Below are 16,177 nucleotides of genomic sequence, written 5' to 3'. Positions count from 1 at the left end.
TTAGGTGTTTGCGGCTGCGAGCCTGCGGATACCGGCCCGCCGGAATTTTCCGGTTTCCTACTGCGTGACCTGCACCCAGCGGTCGAGGGCCTTGCGCGCCTGCCCGCTGTCCACAGACTCCTCCGCCCGTCGCAGGCCCTGACGCAGACGGTCCGTCAGCGTTCCTTCGGCGGAGGGATCCAGGGCTACCAGGGCCGCGGCAGCGTTCAGCAGTACGGCGTCCCGGACCGGGCCACGCTCCCCCGCCAGCACACTCAGCACGACGGCGGCATTGGCGGCGGCGTCTCCGCCCCGCAGGTCGTCCAGGGTGGCCCGGCCTATCCCGAGGTCCAGGGGATCCACCGTTGAGCGCTCCACGGCACCGTTCCGGACCTCCCAGACGGTGGAGCTGCCCGTCGTCGTCAGCTCATCCAGTCCGTCCCCACCCCTGAACACCAGGGCACGGACGCCGCGGGCTGCGAGTACTCCGGCAATCAGCGGCGCCAGCCGCTCGTCCGCCACGCCGATTGCGGAGGCGGAGGGACGGGACGGGTTGGTCAGGGGACCCATGAAATTGAACGCGGTTGCTACGCCCATGTCCCTGCGCGCCACGGCTGCGTACCGCATCGAGGGATGGAAGACCTGGGCAAAGCAGAAGGTTATGCCTGCCTCCACGGCTGCCCGGGCAACACGGTCCACCGGCAGGTCCAGCCGGACACCCAGCGCCTCGATGACGTCGGCTGAACCGGAGGAGGACGACGCCGCGCGGTTGCCGTGCTTGACCACCTTGGCACCGGCTCCGGCACAGACAAGGGCGGCCATGGAAGAAATATTGACGGTGTTGTGCCTGTCGCCCCCGGTTCCAACGATGTCCAGGGTTTCGCCGGGGATGTCGATGGGACGGGAGTTGGCGAGCATGGCTTCCACCAGGCCGGTGAGTTCTTCGACACTCTCACCCTTGGCGCGCAGGGCGACCAGGAAGCCGGCGATCTGCGCGTCTGACGCGTCCCCGGCCATGATCGTGTTCATCGCCCACCAGGTCTGTTCTGAACTCAGGTTCTGCCCCGCAATAAGCGCGGTAATAAGCGACGGCCAGGTGTGCTCGGAACTCGAAAACATACTCACAGGCTCTAGGTTATCTACGAATCGTAGAAAATGCTGATTTGTTTCCGGACGGCAAGTTCCGCGCCGTTGCTGGGAAGTGGGCGGTTTGGGAACGAACCGGACGCGCCGTTCGTCTGGTTCTGTTGGTGAAGTGGGCAGTTTTACGGCCATAATGTCTATGTGACAACAGCGACCCATGCCCCCAGTACCCCGGCTCACCCCACGCTGAACCGCCCCAATATGGTCTCCGTAGGGACCGTGGTGTGGCTCTCCAGCGAACTCATGTTCTTTGCTGCGCTCTTCGCGATGTACTTCACGCTCCGCTCCACCTCGGGCGAGATGTGGGAGATCGAGACGGCCAAGCTGAACGTGCCTTTCGCCTTCGTGAACACGGTGATCCTTGTTTCCAGCTCCTTCACCTGCCAGTTCGGCGTCTTCGCCGCTGAGCGGCTCCAGCCGCGCCGCACCGGCGGGCTCTTCCAGATTGCCCGTTGGGGAATGGTCGAGTGGTTCTACCTGACCTTCTTCCTCGGCGCCATCTTCGTTGCCGTCCAGGCTTTTGAGTACACAGAACTCGTGCACCACGGGATCTCGCTGTCCTCCAACGCCTACGGATCTTCGTTCTACATCACCACCGGTTTCCACGGCCTGCACGTGGCCGGCGGCCTGATCGCGTTCCTGTTCATCATCGGACGTGCCTACGCCGCAAAGCGGTTCGGACACTTCGAGGCGACTTCCGCGATCGTGACGTCCTACTACTGGCACTTCGTCGACGTGGTCTGGATTGCCCTCTTCGTCATCATCTACTTCCTCAAGTAGTCCGTCAGGGCAGCACCACAGCAATATTCAAAGTGGCACGAGTAACCAAAAGACCACACAAGTTAGGAACCACTAAGTGAAGGCACTATCGCAAAGGCGACGTCATCCCCTTGCAGCAGTAGCACTGCTGCTGCTGGGCCTCATCGTTACCGGCGGCATCTACGCAGCTGCTTCCGGAGCCAATGAAGCCCAGGCCGCCACCACCTACACTGCCGATGATGTGCAGCAGGGCGAGAAGCTTTTCATTGCGAACTGCGCCACCTGCCACGGCATGGAGGCCAGCGGAACCGAGAACGGCCCCTCCCTGGTAGGCGTTGGTGCCGCGTCCGTCGACTTCCAGGTTGGCACCGGCCGCATGCCGATGGCCATGCAGGGCCCACAGGCCCAGCAGAAGCCCCAGCAGTTCAACGAAGAACAGACCGCACAGATGGCCGCCTACGTAGCCTCCCTCGGCGCCGGTCCTTCCGTACCGGAAGAGGAGTACATCGAAGCCAACGGCGACGCTGCCGCCGGCGGCGAGCTGTTCCGCGTGAACTGCGCCATGTGCCACAACGCTGCCGGTGCAGGCGGCGCCCTGACCCGCGGCAAGTTCGCCCCGGCCCTGGAAGGCGTCAGCGAGAAGCACATCTACGAGGCCATGGTCACAGGCCCGCAGAACATGCCCGTCTTCTCTGACGCGAACCTCTCCCCCGAGGAGAAGCAGGACATCATCACCTTCCTGAAGAACATCGAAGCCAACGGTTCCCCGGGTGGAGCCGAGCTCGGTTCGCTTGGTCCGGTCTCCGAAGGCCTGTTCATCTGGACAGCCGGCCTGGGCCTGATCATCGCTTTCACCATCTGGTTGACCTCCCGGTCTTCCTAGTCATCGCCGCGCTCACCCCACGGGGTGACATCACAGTTACACATAGGTCTACTAATGCAGTTTCAAGAGAAGGATGAGGGGGATCATGGGCGACCATAGTCACGGCAGTCCGAACACCTCGGGCACCGTCGCTACGGCTGGCCAGGGCGAAGAAGGGGAATTCCAGAATCCTGGACTTCCCCCGCACCGTCCTCGCCTGGCCGACACGGATCCCCGGGCTGAGAAGCGGTCCGAGAAGCAGGTGGCGATTCTCTTCGCCATCTCGGTGCTCGGTACGCTCCTGTTTTTCTACGGATATTTCTTTATCCGCCTGGATGAGAGCATCGGGACGCTGCGCGTCCAGAACCTGTTCCTGGGCCTCGGCACCGCTTTCGCGATGCTCGGCATCGGCGTCGGTATTGTCCACTGGGCCAAGACCCTCATGCCGGACCACGAAGTCATCGAGGAACGCCACGAGATCCGTCCGGAAGAGGACCGCGTTGTCGCCGAGAAGATGATCGGCGACATCATCGAGGAAACCGGCATCAAGCGCCGCCCGCTGATCCGCAACACCCTCCTGGGTGCCATGGCACTGGCTCCGCTGCCCGCTATCGTCCTGTTCCGCGACCTGGGCCCGCTGCCCGGTGACGTCCTGCGCCACACCATGTGGGACAACGGCGTACGCCTGACCCGCGACCCGAGCGGCACCCCCATCAAGGCTTCGGACGTCACCCTGGGCTCTGCTTTCCACGTGATCCCCGAGGGCCTGAACGACGCCGAGCACAAGCTCGAGGAAAAGGCCAAGGCTGTTGTCCTGCTCATGCGCCTGGACCCGTCCGAGCTGAACCCCTCCCCCGGACGCGAAGACTGGTCCGTGGACGGCATCGTTGCCTACTCCAAGATCTGCACCCACGTTGGCTGCCCGGTGGCACTCTACGAACAGCACACGCACCACCTGCTGTGCCCGTGCCACCAGTCCACCTTCGACCTGACCCAGGAATGCGCTGTCATCTTCGGTCCGGCCGTCCGTCCACTGCCGCAGCTGCCGATCGCCGTTGACGACGAGGGCTACCTCATTGCCACCAGCGACTTCACTGAACCCGTTGGACCGAGCTACTGGGAGCGTGGCTGATCATGAGTGCTACCTCTGTATCCGGCACCTACGAGCCGAAGACCAAGCTCGGGCGCATCACCAACTTCGTCGACTCCCGCGTAAGCGGCTCGATGATGGTCAAGGAGTTCGGCCGCAAGGTCTTCCCTGACCACTGGTCCTTCATGTTTGGTGAAGTGGCGCTCTACAGCTTCGTCATTCTGCTCCTCTCCGGAACGTTCCTGACGTTCTTCTTTGATCCGTCCATGGCGGAAACCCACTACGAAGGCAGCTACGTTCCGCTCAAGGGCGTAGAGATGTCCGTTGCCTACGCTTCGTCGCTGGATATCTCCTTCGACGTCCGCGGCGGCCTCTTCATGCGCCAGGTCCACCACTGGTCGGCCCTGCTGTTTGTTGCCTCCGTATCGGTGCACATGCTGCGCGTCTTCTTCACCGGCGCGTTCCGCAAGCCCCGCGAACTGAACTGGGTAGTGGGCGGCGTGCTGCTCATCCTGGCCCTGGCTGCCGGCTTCACCGGCTACTCGCTCCCCGATGACCTGCTCTCCGGCAACGGCCTGCGCATCATCGACGGCGTGATCAAGGCTGTTCCGGTTGTTGGCACCTACATCAGCTTCTTCCTCTTCGGCGGCGAGTTCCCCGGAACCGCAGTGATTGGACGCCTGTACGTCCTTCACATCCTGCTGGTTCCTGCCCTGATCCTGCTGATGATCGGCATCCACCTCTTCATGGTGGTCATCCACAAGCACACCCAGTGGCGCGGTCCGGGACGTACCAACAACAACGTTGTCGGCTTCCCGGTTGGACCGGTCTACGCAGCGAAGGCCGGTGGATTCTTCTTCATCGTCTTCGGCATCATTGCCTTCATCTCGGCAGTGTTCACGATCAACCCGATCTGGAACTACGGTCCGTATGACCCCTCCCCCGTGTCCGCAGGCACCCAGCCTGACTGGTACATCGGCTGGGTTGACGGCGCCCTGCGCCTGATGCCGGGCTGGCTGTTCGGCTTCCCGTTTGAGTGGAACATTCCGTTCCCCTGGGGCGTCAACACCCTGTCCCTGAACGTCCTGCTGCCGGCCCTCGTGCCTGCAGGCATCGTGTTCACGCTCCTGTTCACCTGGCCGTGGATCGAAGCCTGGGTCACCAAGGACAAGCGGATCCACAACCTGCTGGACCGTCCGCGCAACGCTCCGACCCGCACCGCCATCGGTGTTGCCGGCGTCATCTTCTACTGCGTCATGTGGGCTGCTGCCAGCTCCGACCTCATCGCCACGCACTTCCTGGTGTCGCTGAACGATGTGACGTACTGGCTCCGCTTCCTGTTCTTCTTCGGACCGGTCATCGGATTCATCGTGACCCGCCGCATCGCCCTGGCACTGCAGCGCAAGGACCGCGAGATTGTCCTCCACGGCGTCGAGAGCGGCCGCATCGTCCGTCTCCCGCACGGTGAGTACATCGAGGTTCACGAGCCGCTGGACGAGTTCAAGCGCTACAAGCTCGTTGCGTTCGATTCCCCCGAGGTCACGCCGGCACAGCCGGACGCCAAGGGCAAGATCAGCCGCAGCGAGAAGCGCCGCGGGGCCCTCTCCCGGTTCTTCTTCGAAGACCGTGTTGCTCCGGTGACCCCGGCCGAACTTGAGGCCGCACACCACCACGAGCCGCATGCCGAAGTTGAGGCAAGCGAAGTGGATGAGGCTCCGGCCTCGATCGAGAAGCACTAGCTCGAACACTCAGGAAGCCCCCGTCCTTTGGGACGGGGGCTTCCTTGTTTTTCCTGTCGTAGTTGCAGCCGGAACGGCGCCGCCTAGAGCGCGAACGGCACCTTCGAGGGCAGCGGATAACGGCGGACGGGGTGGTCCAGGTCCGCGAAGGGTGCGGAGCCGATGCTCAGCTTGGTGAAGTCCAGCCGGGATTCCCTCAGGACTACCTGAATGCCTTTGACCGCCAGCTTTACGTCCGGAACGAGGCACAGGATATTCAGCTTGTACGGGCTGAAGCCGGTCTCCTCGACGGAGCCGAGTCCCCGCCAGGAAAAGTAGGTGCCGATGGCGGTTGCTGCCTTGTGCTCAAGGTACCTGTCACGCTCGGTCCCGTCCTTGGTCTTGAGAGCGTACTGGGCTATGACCCAGTGCTGCTCCTCCTCGGGGATTTCGGCGTACCCCTCCCCCGCCGCCGATTCTCCATACTCGTGGATCAGCTCCTCCGCTTGCCCGGGGTCAATGCCTTCCTTGACGGAGACGGTTCCCTCGTGGCCAACCCTTCCCTTGGTGTACATGAGCGAAAGATCCTCAGGCTCATAAACAACTTCCTTGAAGAGCATCCCGCGCGGCGGGTCCTGCTTGTACATCCTCAGGATCTCCATGCGGCGATCCCTCCATTCTTGGTTCAGGTCGCCTGGTGGCGTCCGGGGTGGTAAGTGCGCGGTGTCCGGATTCCGGGCCGCTGAAGCGGCACCCAGAGCTTGTAGCGGTCCGCGCGATAGTAGGACACGGAGTAGTCCACCATCGACCGGGAGACGTACGCGTGGCGCTGGATTTTCAGGAGCGGAGCGCCAAGGTCCACATTGAGGAGCCTCGCAGTCGACGCTGTGGCTGCCGTGGCCTCGATGGTGTCCTCGCCCCACTCAATGACCATGCCGTACCGTTCACTCAGGACCCGGTACAGCGACGTGGGAGGCTCTTCTTCCAGCATGCCCGGAACGTGCCAGGCGGGAATGAAGTTCTCGTCCACGCTCATGGGCTCACCGTCGGCCAGCAGCTGGCGGCGGAAGCGCACCACAGGCTGCCCGGGGTCGATCTGGAGTTCCCGGGCCACGAGATGGGACGCAGGCACCTGCTCGAACGTGAGCACGCGTGCATCCGGCACCATGCCCCGCCGGTGCATCTCCTCGCTGTAGGAAGTCAGCTTGATCTGCAGGTCCATCTTGGGCCTGGCAACGAACGTTCCCACGCCGACAACGCGCTCCAGGACCTCATCCGCCACGAGGGCGTCAATGGCCTGCCGCACTGTCATGCGGGCTACCTGGAAGTGTTCCGAGAGCTCACGTTCCGAGGGTACGGCCGTTCCGGGAGGAGCGTGAAGCTCGACGAACCGCCGCAGGATCTCTTCGAGCTGACGGTGCTTGGCTTTCCCGGACTCCGGATCGATCCCGTCCGGAAAGGATTTCAGGGCACGCTTGATCATGGCTCGGGGACCGGGCGTGCAGGCAGCGGTTCGGACATGGGCGGGCCGGACCTTCCTCTGGGTGGGGTGCTTATCCAAGGATACCGGGGGCACATGCCGGCCACGGACTTCCTGCCCTCCCCTCCCAGGGGTTCGTCCGGCCTGCCCCGGAACGGCCGCACATGGAGAAAACCGGAGGGCCCGCAGGTAACTGCGGGCCCTCCGGCCAACTGATCTTTAGTTGTGGCTGCTAAGCCTAGTGCGCGTGGTTACCGCGGCTGTATTCGTAAACCCAGCCGATCAGGCCGACGACGGCGAGGCCAACGCTGATGTACAGCACCCACCATCCGACGGCGAGACCGAGGAAGGCACCGGCGCAGGCGGTCGCCAGGACAAGCGGCCACCAGCTCCAGGGGCTGAAGAAGCCCTGTTCGCCGGATCCTTCGTGGATTTCGGCATCAAGCCGGTCTTCCGGGCGCATGCCCACCCGGCGTGCCGTGAACATCAGGTAGTACCCGATCATCAGGGACATGCCGGCGGTCAGGAACAGTGCCAGGAAGCCTACCGGCTCCATCCACTCAACGAGGTAACCGTAGACAACGCCAACTGCTGCGAAGAACGGCGCCATCAGGAGGAAGAGCTTTGCCTCGATTTTCACTGGACGCTCTCCTTGCGGTCAGCCGAACCGTAGACCTTGCCCGGTGCGGACTCGTTGGTGACAGTCTGCTGCAGTTCCGGGTGGTGCAGGTCCAGGGCCGGACGCTCCGAACGGATTCGGGGCAGCGACGTGAAGTTGTGGCGCGGCGGCGGGCAGGAAGTAGCCCACTCGAGAGAGGCACCGAAGCCCCACGGGTCATCCACTTCAACCTTCTTGCCGTGACGCCAGGTGATGTACACGTTCCAGAAGAACGGAATCAGGGAGGCACCCAGGACAAAGGAGGCGATCGTGGAGAACTGGTTCATCGCGGTGAAGTTGTCTTCCACGAGGTAGTCAGCGTAGCGCCGCGGCATGCCGATGACACCCAGCCAGTGCTGGATCATGAACGTGCCGTGGAAGCCCAGGAACAGGAGCCAGAAGTGGATCTTGCCCAGGCGTTCGTTGAGCATCTTGCCGGTCCACTTGGGCCACCAGAAGTAGAAGCCTGCGAACATTGCGAAGACGACGGTACCGAAGACCACGTAGTGGAAGTGTGCAACCACGAAGTAGGTGTCCGAGACGTGGAAGTCCAGCGGAGGAGCCGAGAGGATGATGCCGGTCAGGCCACCGAAGAGGAAGGTGATCAGGAAGCCGATGCTCCAGAGCATCGGAGTTTCAAAGGTGATCGATCCGCGCCACATGGTGCCGATCCAGTTGAAGAACTTCACACCGGTCGGTACCGCGATGAGCATGGTCATGAAGGCAAAGAACGGCAGCATGACGGCGCCGGTCACGTACATGTGGTGGGCCCACACAGTCACGGACAGGGCAGCGATGGCAATCGTTGCGTAGACCAGGCCCTTGTAGCCGAAGATCGGCTTGCGGCTGAAGACCGGGAAGATCTCCGACACGATGCCGAAGAACGGCAGGGCGATGATGTACACCTCGGGGTGCCCGAAGAACCAGAACAGGTGCTGCCAGAGGACTGCGCCGCCGTTCTCGGGATCGAAGATGTGCGCACCGAACCGGCGGTCCGCACCAAGTGCGAACAGAGCGGCAGCCAGCGGCGGGAAGGCCATGAGGATCAGGATGGCGGTGACCAGCGTGTTCCAGGTGAAGATCGGCATGCGCCACATGGTCATGCCCGGGGCACGCATGCAGATGATCGTGGTAATGAAGTTCACCGCACCGAGGATGGTGCCGAAGCCGGAGAGGGCAAGGCCGAAGACCCAAAGGTCACCACCGACACCCGGCGAGAATGTCGTGTTCGACAATGGCGCATAGGCGAACCAGCCAAAGGAGGCGGCGCCCTGCGGGGTGATGAACCCGGAGACCGCGATGGTGCTGCCAAAGAGGAAGAACCAGAACGCCAGCGCGTTAAGCCGGGGGAAGGCGACGTCGGGTGCGCCGATCTGCAGCGGCATCATCACGTTGGCGAAGCCGGCGAAGAGCGGGGTTGCGAACATCAGCAGCATGACGGTGCCGTGCATGGTGAACAGCTGGTTGTACTGTTCCTTGGTCTGCAGGATCTGCATTCCGGGTTCAAACAGCTCGGCACGGATGACCAGGGCCATCACGCCGCCGAGGCAGAAGAAGATGAATGACGCGATCAGGTACATGTACCCGATGGTCTTGTGGTCAGTGGAGGTGATCCAGTTGACGACGATGCGTCCCTTGGAGACCGGCACAACGCGCGGTGCGACCCGCGTGCCTGATTCCTCCGAAGTGTATTCCAGGGTAGTCATAGCTTTCCTCCTACCTCCTTACTTCGTCGGATTCAGGTTGGTGTTGCGGTCGTATTCAGCACCCAGCTGGCCATCGTCGAGGGTGGCGATGTACGCCTCGTACTCGGCCTCGGAGACGACCTTCACATTGAAGAGCATTTCAGAGTGGTACTCGCCGCAGAGCTCGGCACACTTGCCTTCGAAGGTGCCCTCCTGCTGCGGGGTGAGGGTGATGTAGTTGGTGCGCCCCGGGATCATGTCCCGCTTCTGCAGGAACGCAGGCACCCAGAAGGAGTGGATGACGTCGCGCGAGTTGAGCTGCAGTTCAACGGACTTATTGACCGGCAGGTACAGCGTGGGGAATTCGTCCTGGGACTTTTCCTCGCCGTCCAGGTTGACCTGGACACCGCTGTAGTACTTGTCTTCCTTGACGTAGTTGAAGTCCCAGGCCCACTGCTTGCCGCGGACGTCCACAATGACGTCCGGATCATCAACGCGGGCGTCGAGTGCCCGGATGTCGCGGTCGGTGAAGAAGAAGAGCACCAGGACCATGAACAGCGGGATCGCCGTGTAGAAGATTTCCAGCGGCAGGTTGTAGCTGAGCTGGCGCGGGTAGCCGGTCTCGTTCTTCCGGCGACGGTAGGCGATGATGCACCACAGGATCAGTCCCCAGGTGAGGATACCTACGGCCAGAGCAGCAATCCATGAATTGACCCAGAGGTCCATGATGCGGCCGGTGTGGTTGGTCGTGTCCCGTTCCGTGGGCAGCCAGCCCTTTTGGACATCTGATGAACAACCCGATAAAAACAACGCGCCGGCCGACGTTACGGCTGAGATCTTTAAGATCCTGGCGCGTCGGCTGCTGGTTCGGTCCTGCGAACTCACAGACGGCCCTTCCTCTTGTTACGTGCAAGTGCGGCACAGCGGACAGAAAAATCCCCCAGCTGCGCACGATCAGTTTTACTACTACGTGTAGAGCTTACCCCGGACGCGGTGCTGTCCAGTGACAGACCGCACCGCGTGCCGGGCAGAATACCCTCTATTACGGCCCGAAAGCCGCGGTTTCAGGCCTAGTGGAAGGAGTCTCCACAGGCGCAGGAGCCACCGGCGTTGGGATTGTCGATGGTGAAACCCTGCTTGGAAATCGTATCTTCGAAATCGATCGAGGCTCCGGCCAGGTACGGCACGCTCATCTTGTCGACGATGACCTCGACGCCGTCGAAGTCGCGTACGGCATCCCCGTCGAGCACGCGCTCGTCGAAGTAAAGCTGGTAGATCAGGCCCGAGCAGCCTCCGGGCTGAACGGCAACCCGCAGCCGCAGGTCGGTGCGGCCCTCCTGCTCAAGGAGGGAGCGGACCTTGCCGGCAGCTACCTCGGAGAGCATCACGTCATGCGTGGGCAGTTCTTCGGCGGCTTCGGTTCCAACCAGGCCAGCGTTCTCACTCGTGGAAGTGCTCATTGCTTCTCTCTTTCCGTCCGGGCGGCCGGTCCGCTCAGCAGCTTGCCGCTGTGCGGGCCGGCGCCAGTTCACTCAATGGTACGTCGGCGCACCCCTTCAGCAGTAACGGGCTAAGGGGTTTCCTGCATTCCCAGACGGGCCAAAAGAAGGGCCTCAGCGAGAATCGCATTCTCGAAGTCATCCAGGTGCAGGGACTCGTTCGCCGAGTGTGCCCGGGAATCCGGATCTTCCACGCCGGTGATCAGGATCGATGCCTGCGGGAAGACCTCCACGAGGTCCGCAATGAATGGGATTGAGCCGCCGACGCCCATCTCGACGGGCGTTGTTCCCCACGCTGTTTCCAGGGCCCACAGAGCAGTCTTGGCGGCGGGGGCAGAGGTGTCAGTGGCGAAGGCGTTGCCCCGCTCCCCCGGAGTGAAGGTCACTTCGGCACCGAAGGGTGCGTTGGCTGCCAGGTGGCGGGCCATGGCGTCCATCGCGGCTTCCGGGTCCTGCCCGGGTGCCAGGCGCATGGAGAACTTCGCCCGTGCCGTGGGCTGGATGGTGTTGGAGGACATCGCCACGGAAGGTACATCGATGCCGATGATGGACAGTGCCGGCTTAGTCCAGAGGCGGGACGCGATGGACCCCTCCCCCGCCAGCCGGACAGAGTCCAGGACCGAGGAATCCTGCCGGAAGTCATCCTCCGGGTAGTCCACGGCGGCGTCGTCGAATCCTTCCAGGCCGTCAATGGCGAGGTTGCCGCGCTCGTCGTGGAAGGTGGCAATGAGCCGGGCCAGCAGGGTCGGTGCATCAAGGACGGGTCCGCCGAACATCCCCGAGTGCACGGCATGGCCAAGCACCCGCACCTCGAAGGTCCCGTCGACCAGTCCGCGCAGGCTGGTGGTCAGTGCCGGCGTGCCGATCTTCCAGTTGCCGGAGTCGGCAACCACTATCACATCGGCACGAAGCAGGTCCCGGTACGTTTCGAGGAAGGTGCGGAAGGTCGGGGAGCCGGCTTCCTCTTCGCCCTCAATGAAGAACGTAATGCCTACGCCCGGCTCGTCGCCGAGCACATCGTTCAGCGCACGCAGGGCCGCAGCGTGGACCATGATTCCGGCCTTGTCATCCGCCGCACCGCGGCCATACAGCCGGCCATGGCGTTCAGTCGCCGTGAACGGTTCGGTTTCCCAGAGTGCCGGATCACCCGGCGGCTGGACGTCATGGTGGGCGTACAGGAGGACCGTGGGCTTGCCCGGCGCGGCAGGACGGCGGGCCACGACGGCGGGGCCTCCGGGCTTGCCGTTGTTGTCCACCCGCAGGATCTGCACGTCCTCCAGGCCTGCGCCGCGGAGCAGTTCCGCGACGGCGTCCGCCGAACGGTCCAGGTTTTTCGGATCGAATGAATCCCAGGCGATACCGGGAATGGCTACCAGCCTGGTGAGGTCCTCGAGCGTGCGGGGAAATGCCGCCGCCACGCTGGCGCGCAGCGCTGCTTCGTCCGGGACCGTGCTGGAGGTGTGGGAAGAGGAAGTCATAGGGCACACCCTACAACCGCGCGCCCTGCCGCTTCGAGGCGCGGGCCTGCGGCAACGCCCGCAGCTGCCGGGTTTTGGCCGCGCCGTAACGGCCGCGCACGGCCTGTGGGGTTCAGGTATCCTTGATGAGTGTTCGGACGAAAGAAAGAAGCGCCCACCGCGCAGGAAACTGTGGATCAGGCAGCTGCAGCCCAGGCCGAGTCGCCCAAGTCCGGCGGCTCCACCGGCAAGGGTGCCCCCACCCCGCGGCGCAAGGACCAGGTAGCGGCACGTCAGCGCCCGCTGGTCCCCAATGACCGCAAGGCCGCCCGCGAGGCAAGCCGTGCCGCCATGCGCGAGGAACGCCTGAAAACGCGTGCCGCCCTGGATACCGGCGACGAACGGTACCTGCCCCTGCGGGACAAGGGGCCCAACCGCCGCTTCGTGCGCGACGTCGTGGACGCGCGCTGGAACGTCGGCGAATTCGTGATGATCGCCGCGGCCGTCTTTGTGGTGGCCAGCTTCATCCAGAACCTCACTGTCCAGAGTTTCATCCTTATGGCTTTCTGGGCACTGATCGTCCTGGTGATCGTGGACAGCATCCGCATCCGCTTCCTCCTGCGCCGCCGGCTCACCGAGAAGTTCGGTGGGCCCAACCAGGGCGACGTCTGGTACGGAATTTCCCGCGCCCTGCAGCTGCGCCGTTTCCGTCTCCCCAAGCCGCAGGTACGCCGCGGCGAGAAGGTCTCCTAGCGGATTCCTGCCTCCCGGGCATAGATACAGACAACGAAGAAGGGACCGGTTCAGCCGGTCCCTTCTTCGTTGTCTGCCCTAGACGGTTTTTCAGCCCCGGCGCTGCAGCGCCCTCAGGCGGCGGTTGATCCGCCCGGCCCAGAACGGCCCTTCGTACAGGAACGCCGTATAGCCCTGAACGAGGTTGGCCCCCGCAGCGAGGCGCTCCTGAACGTCGTCTCCGGTTTCAACGCCGCCCACGGAGATGATCACCGGATCCGGGCCCAGCGCGCTGCGCAGCCGGCGAAGGACCTCCAGCGAACGCTGTTTCAGCGGCGCCCCACTGAGCCCGCCGACTCCGGCGGCAATAACCGTTTCCGCGTCGGTGACCAGGCCCTGACGTTCGATCGTTGTATTCGTGGCAACGACGCCGTCGAGCTTAAGGTCGAGCGCCAGGCGTGCGACGTCGTCGATGTCCTCATCGGTGAGGTCCGGAGCGATCTTCACCAGCAGCGGCACGTGCCGTCCTGCAGTTTCATCGGCTGTCCGTCCCACTGCGGTCAGCAGCGGACGCAGCGAATCGATGCTCTGCAGCTGGCGCAGCCCCGGCGTGTTGGGTGAGCTCACGTTCACAACCAGGTAATCGGCGTCGGCAGCGAGCAGCCGGGTACTGGCCAGATAGTCCTCAACGGCGTTCTCGAGCCCTACCTTCTTGGTCTTGCCGATGTTGACGCCGACGATCGGGCGGCTGCGTCCCCAGCGCCGGTACAGGCCATCGACGGCTTTCCGCACCCGGGGCGCGACCGCAGCGGCGCCGTCGTTGTTGAATCCCATGCGGTTGATGACGGCGCGGTCCTCCACCAGGCGGAACAGCCGGGGCTTGGCGTTGCCGGGCTGCGCCTGGGCCGTCACCGTGCCGAGTTCAACGTGGCCAAAGCCGAGATTCGCCAGTGCAACGACGGCGGCGCCTTCCTTATCAAAGCCGGCGGCCAGTCCGAAGGGCGAGGGAAACTTCAGGCCCAGCGCATCGACTGACTGGTCCGGGGCCGGACGGGTCAGGGCACGCAGCACCGGCGCGGCAGGGGTGAAGGCTGCGGCACGGATGGCCTCATAGCCGATCTTGTGGGCTTTTTCGGGGTCCATTCCGGAGAACACCATCCGGAAGAACGTGGGGTAGACGCGCATGTTTTAATGCTTCCACTCGCGGTCTCCTGCACCAAATCGCGGTCAGGGAGCACCGACTCGTTCGTGTATTTTCGATACATGGGGCAGAACTGGCAACCTGACAGGCTCGGCGACGGCTACCGGGCACTGACGCTCGAACTTGGCGAGGATGACGAAGGCCCGGTTACCGCGACGCTGGTGTCCTACACACCGGAGCCTCCCCCGCCGCCGTCGCTGACCGGGCGGATCAGGGAACGGCTGGCGCGGCTCCGGGCGCCGGTGGAGCCTGCCCCGGTGAATGCAGTGGTTTACATCCACGGCTGGGCGGACTACTTCTTCCACACTGAACTGGCGCGCTTCTGGGCCGGGCGCGGAGTCGCGTTCTATGCCGTGGACCTGCGAAAGTACGGCCGCAGCCTCCGTCCGGGACAGTCCGAGGGGTTCATTACGGACCTCTCCGACTACGACGCGGACATCGAAGCAGCCCTGGCCGCCGTCGAAGCCGACATCCGCGAAAGCCGCGGGACCCAGACACCGGTGCGCCTGACCCTCATGGCGCATTCAACCGGCGGCCTGATCGCCTCGCTGTGGGCGCACAGGCATCCGGGCCGGATTGCGGCGCTGATCCTGAACAGCCCCTGGCTTGAACTGCGCGGCAGCTCCCTGGCCCGCAACGCCGCTGCCGGCCTGCTTGAACCGCTGGCGCTCACCCGCCCCAAGACCCGGCTGAAGATCCCCGAGCTGGATTTCTACTGGCGGTCCCTCAGCGCGGAAGCGGACGGCGAGTGGGAACTGGATCCGGTCTGGAAGCCGCCGGGCAGCTGGCCTGTCCGGGCCGGCTGGATCACTGCAGTGCTGGCCGGCCATGCCAAGGTGGCCCGCGGGCTGGACATCACGTGCCCGGTCCTGGTGATGGCTTCCGCACGGTCGACCATCGGTGCCACCTGGAACGAGACCATGAAAAGCACGGACAGCGTGCTGGACGTGAACCTGATGGTCCAGCGGGCGCTGCTCCTGGGCCCGGTGGTAACGGTCCTGCGTTTCGACGGGGCGCTGCATGACGTGATGCTCTCCGCAAAGCCGGTCCGCAGGCTGGCGTATGACCGGCTGGGCAAGTGGGCGGCAACCTACCTGCCCGGACAGCACAGCCGCTAGGCTCCCGCTGCCGCCTGGTCCACCGCTCCCCCGTAGCGCCGGTCCCTGCGCGCGTAGATCTCCACCGCTTCCCACAGGGTCCTCCGGTCGACGTCGGGCCAGAGCGTATTCATGAAAACCATCTCCGCGTACGCGGACTGCCAGAGCATGAAGTTGGAGAGCCGCTGCTCCCCGGAGGTGCGGAGGAAGAGGTCGACGTCGGGAAGGTCCGGCTCATCGAGGTAGCGCTGGATTGTCTTCTCGGAAATGCTTCCGGGACGCAGCTTGCCGGCTTTGACGTCTTCGGCGATGGCACTGACGGCGTCAGTGATCTCGGCCCGGCCGCCGTAGTTCACGCACATGTTCAGGGTGCAGGTGGTGTTGTTCCTGGTCTGTTCCTCGGCTACCTCGAGTTCCCTGATCACCGAGCCCCAGAGCCGGGGCCGCCGCCCGGACCAGCGGATGCGCACTCCCCATTCGTCCAGCTGGTCACGCTGGCGGCGCAGGACGTCCCTGCTGAAGCCCATGAGGAACCGGACTTCTTCCGGGGAACGCTTCCAGTTCTCGGTGGAAAAGGCATACACGGAAACGTGCTTGATGCCGATTTCGACGGCGCCCGCCATGACGTCCAGGAGTGCTGCCTCCCCCGCACGGTGTCCTTCGGTGCGCGGCAGTCCGCGCTGGTTGGCCCACCGGCCGTTGCCGTCCATCACGATCGCCACGTGCGCCGGAACCAGGTCGCGGGGAACCGGCGGCGGTACCGCACCGGAAGGATGCGGCCACGGAGCAGCCGGAGAGTTGCGGGGAGGAACCAAAG

At 63.9% G+C, this 16,177-nt stretch carries 16 protein-coding genes; 6 read left to right on the top strand and 10 right to left on the bottom strand.

The window, feature by feature from the left end; translation table 11 throughout:
• Positions 1-57: 57 nt before the first annotated feature.
• The gene (gene trpD, locus ACSLGO_RS12675; RefSeq protein WP_263129005.1) at positions 58-1,098 is read right to left on the bottom strand and encodes an anthranilate phosphoribosyltransferase; all 1,041 of its coding nucleotides are present in this window, start codon (positions 1,096-1,098) and stop codon (positions 58-60) included.
• Positions 1,099-1,263: 165 nt separating this feature from the next.
• Between trpD and ctaE the strand changes: the two genes are divergently transcribed.
• The 4 genes from ctaE to qcrB all read left to right on the top strand — a co-directional run bounded on the left by ctaE (position 1,264) and on the right by qcrB (position 5,572).
• Positions 1,264-1,902 carry an aa3-type cytochrome oxidase subunit III gene (gene ctaE / locus ACSLGO_RS12670; RefSeq protein WP_091604736.1) on the top strand — a complete coding sequence of 213 codons (639 nt, stop codon included), beginning with the start codon at positions 1,264-1,266 and terminating at the stop codon, positions 1,900-1,902.
• Positions 1,903-1,978: 76 nt separating this feature from the next.
• Positions 1,979-2,764 carry a cytochrome bc1 complex diheme cytochrome c subunit gene (qcrC, locus tag ACSLGO_RS12665; RefSeq protein WP_091604733.1) on the top strand — a complete coding sequence of 262 codons (786 nt, stop codon included), beginning with the start codon at positions 1,979-1,981 and terminating at the stop codon, positions 2,762-2,764.
• An 85-nt stretch (positions 2,765-2,849) separates the two neighbouring features.
• Positions 2,850-3,875 carry a cytochrome bc1 complex Rieske iron-sulfur subunit gene (qcrA, locus tag ACSLGO_RS12660; protein WP_091604731.1) on the top strand — a complete coding sequence of 342 codons (1,026 nt, stop codon included), beginning with the start codon at positions 2,850-2,852 and terminating at the stop codon, positions 3,873-3,875.
• 2 nt (positions 3,876-3,877) lie between these two features.
• Entirely contained in the window at positions 3,878-5,572 is a 1,695-nt protein-coding gene (gene qcrB / locus ACSLGO_RS12655; RefSeq protein ID WP_091604729.1) for a cytochrome bc1 complex cytochrome b subunit, read from the top strand.
• An 83-nt stretch (positions 5,573-5,655) separates the two neighbouring features.
• Here qcrB and ACSLGO_RS12650 read toward each other — a convergent pair whose 3' ends face one another.
• From ACSLGO_RS12650 to ACSLGO_RS12620, 7 genes are all read right to left on the bottom strand, one after another.
• Complete coding sequence (locus ACSLGO_RS12650; protein ID WP_325787598.1) at positions 5,656-6,213, bottom strand: hypothetical protein; 558 nt, start codon at positions 6,211-6,213, stop codon at positions 5,656-5,658.
• Positions 6,214-6,236: 23 nt separating this feature from the next.
• Positions 6,237-7,034: a GntR family transcriptional regulator gene (locus ACSLGO_RS12645; RefSeq protein ID WP_091604725.1), complete on the bottom strand. Its 798-nt coding sequence runs from the start codon at positions 7,032-7,034 to the stop codon at positions 6,237-6,239.
• A 235-nt stretch (positions 7,035-7,269) separates the two neighbouring features.
• Entirely contained in the window at positions 7,270-7,671 is a 402-nt protein-coding gene (locus ACSLGO_RS12640; protein WP_091604723.1) for a cytochrome c oxidase subunit 4, read from the bottom strand.
• On the bottom strand, positions 7,668-9,395 hold the full coding sequence (gene ctaD / locus ACSLGO_RS12635; RefSeq protein WP_091604721.1) for an aa3-type cytochrome oxidase subunit I: 1,728 nt from the start codon (positions 9,393-9,395) through the stop codon (positions 7,668-7,670). The genes ACSLGO_RS12640 and ctaD overlap by 4 nt, the downstream gene beginning before the upstream one ends.
• Positions 9,396-9,413: 18 nt before the next feature.
• Positions 9,414-10,259: an aa3-type cytochrome oxidase subunit II gene (gene ctaC / locus ACSLGO_RS12630; RefSeq protein WP_091604718.1), complete on the bottom strand. Its 846-nt coding sequence runs from the start codon at positions 10,257-10,259 to the stop codon at positions 9,414-9,416.
• 185 nt (positions 10,260-10,444) lie between these two features.
• On the bottom strand, positions 10,445-10,834 hold the full coding sequence (locus ACSLGO_RS12625) for a HesB/IscA family protein (RefSeq protein WP_055241041.1): 390 nt from the start codon (positions 10,832-10,834) through the stop codon (positions 10,445-10,447).
• 110 nt (positions 10,835-10,944) lie between these two features.
• Positions 10,945-12,351, bottom strand: coding sequence for a dipeptidase (locus ACSLGO_RS12620; RefSeq protein WP_436401235.1), 1,407 nt, complete (start codon positions 12,349-12,351; stop codon positions 10,945-10,947).
• A gap of 171 nt (positions 12,352-12,522) precedes the next feature.
• On the opposite strand from ACSLGO_RS12620, the gene ACSLGO_RS12615 reads away from it, so the two are divergent.
• Positions 12,523-13,083: a DUF3043 domain-containing protein gene (locus tag ACSLGO_RS12615; protein WP_338157550.1), complete on the top strand. Its 561-nt coding sequence runs from the start codon at positions 12,523-12,525 to the stop codon at positions 13,081-13,083.
• A gap of 90 nt (positions 13,084-13,173) precedes the next feature.
• On the opposite strand, the gene ACSLGO_RS12610 is transcribed toward ACSLGO_RS12615, so the two are convergent.
• A complete protein-coding gene (locus ACSLGO_RS12610; protein WP_263126869.1) occupies positions 13,174-14,247 on the bottom strand; it encodes a quinone-dependent dihydroorotate dehydrogenase in 1,074 nt (357 codons plus the stop codon).
• Between the two features lie 78 nt (positions 14,248-14,325).
• Here ACSLGO_RS12610 and ACSLGO_RS12605 point away from each other — a divergent pair, with 78 nt between their 5' ends.
• Positions 14,326-15,381: an alpha/beta hydrolase gene (locus ACSLGO_RS12605; protein WP_436401234.1), complete on the top strand. Its 1,056-nt coding sequence runs from the start codon at positions 14,326-14,328 to the stop codon at positions 15,379-15,381.
• On the opposite strand, the gene ACSLGO_RS12600 is transcribed toward ACSLGO_RS12605, so the two are convergent.
• Entirely contained in the window at positions 15,378-16,175 is a 798-nt protein-coding gene (locus ACSLGO_RS12600) for an isoprenyl transferase (RefSeq protein WP_387006116.1), read from the bottom strand. The genes ACSLGO_RS12605 and ACSLGO_RS12600 overlap by 4 nt on opposite strands.
• Positions 16,176-16,177 lie beyond the last annotated feature (2 nt).

The organism is Arthrobacter sp. IK3 (genome assembly GCF_051337705.1).
Lineage (GTDB): Bacteria > Actinomycetota > Actinomycetes > Actinomycetales > Micrococcaceae > Arthrobacter_B > Arthrobacter_B koreensis.
Note: the sequence above shows the minus strand (reverse complement) of the source record. Positions and strands in the feature narration are given on the sequence as shown.

What these genes read in the sequence shown, in the direction of transcription:
- ctaD (WP_091604721.1), bottom strand. Translation starts at nt 9,395, where the DNA reads ATGACTACCCTGGAATACACTTCGGAGGAATCAGGCACGCGGGTCGCA.
- ACSLGO_RS12605 (WP_436401234.1), top strand. Translation starts at nt 14,326, where the DNA reads ATGGGGCAGAACTGGCAACCTGACAGGCTCGGCGACGGCTACCGGGCA.
- ACSLGO_RS12645 (WP_091604725.1), bottom strand. Translation starts at nt 7,034, where the DNA reads ATGATCAAGCGTGCCCTGAAATCCTTTCCGGACGGGATCGATCCGGAG.
- ACSLGO_RS12620 (WP_436401235.1), bottom strand. Translation starts at nt 12,351, where the DNA reads ATGACTTCCTCTTCCCACACCTCCAGCACGGTCCCGGACGAAGCAGCG.
- ACSLGO_RS12650 (WP_325787598.1), bottom strand. Translation starts at nt 6,213, where the DNA reads ATGGAGATCCTGAGGATGTACAAGCAGGACCCGCCGCGCGGGATGCTC.
- qcrB (WP_091604729.1), top strand. Translation starts at nt 3,878, where the DNA reads ATGAGTGCTACCTCTGTATCCGGCACCTACGAGCCGAAGACCAAGCTC.
- qcrA (WP_091604731.1), top strand. Translation starts at nt 2,850, where the DNA reads ATGGGCGACCATAGTCACGGCAGTCCGAACACCTCGGGCACCGTCGCT.
- ACSLGO_RS12610 (WP_263126869.1), bottom strand. Translation starts at nt 14,247, where the DNA reads ATGCGCGTCTACCCCACGTTCTTCCGGATGGTGTTCTCCGGAATGGAC.
- trpD (WP_263129005.1), bottom strand. Translation starts at nt 1,098, where the DNA reads ATGTTTTCGAGTTCCGAGCACACCTGGCCGTCGCTTATTACCGCGCTT.
- ACSLGO_RS12625 (WP_055241041.1), bottom strand. Translation starts at nt 10,834, where the DNA reads ATGAGCACTTCCACGAGTGAGAACGCTGGCCTGGTTGGAACCGAAGCC.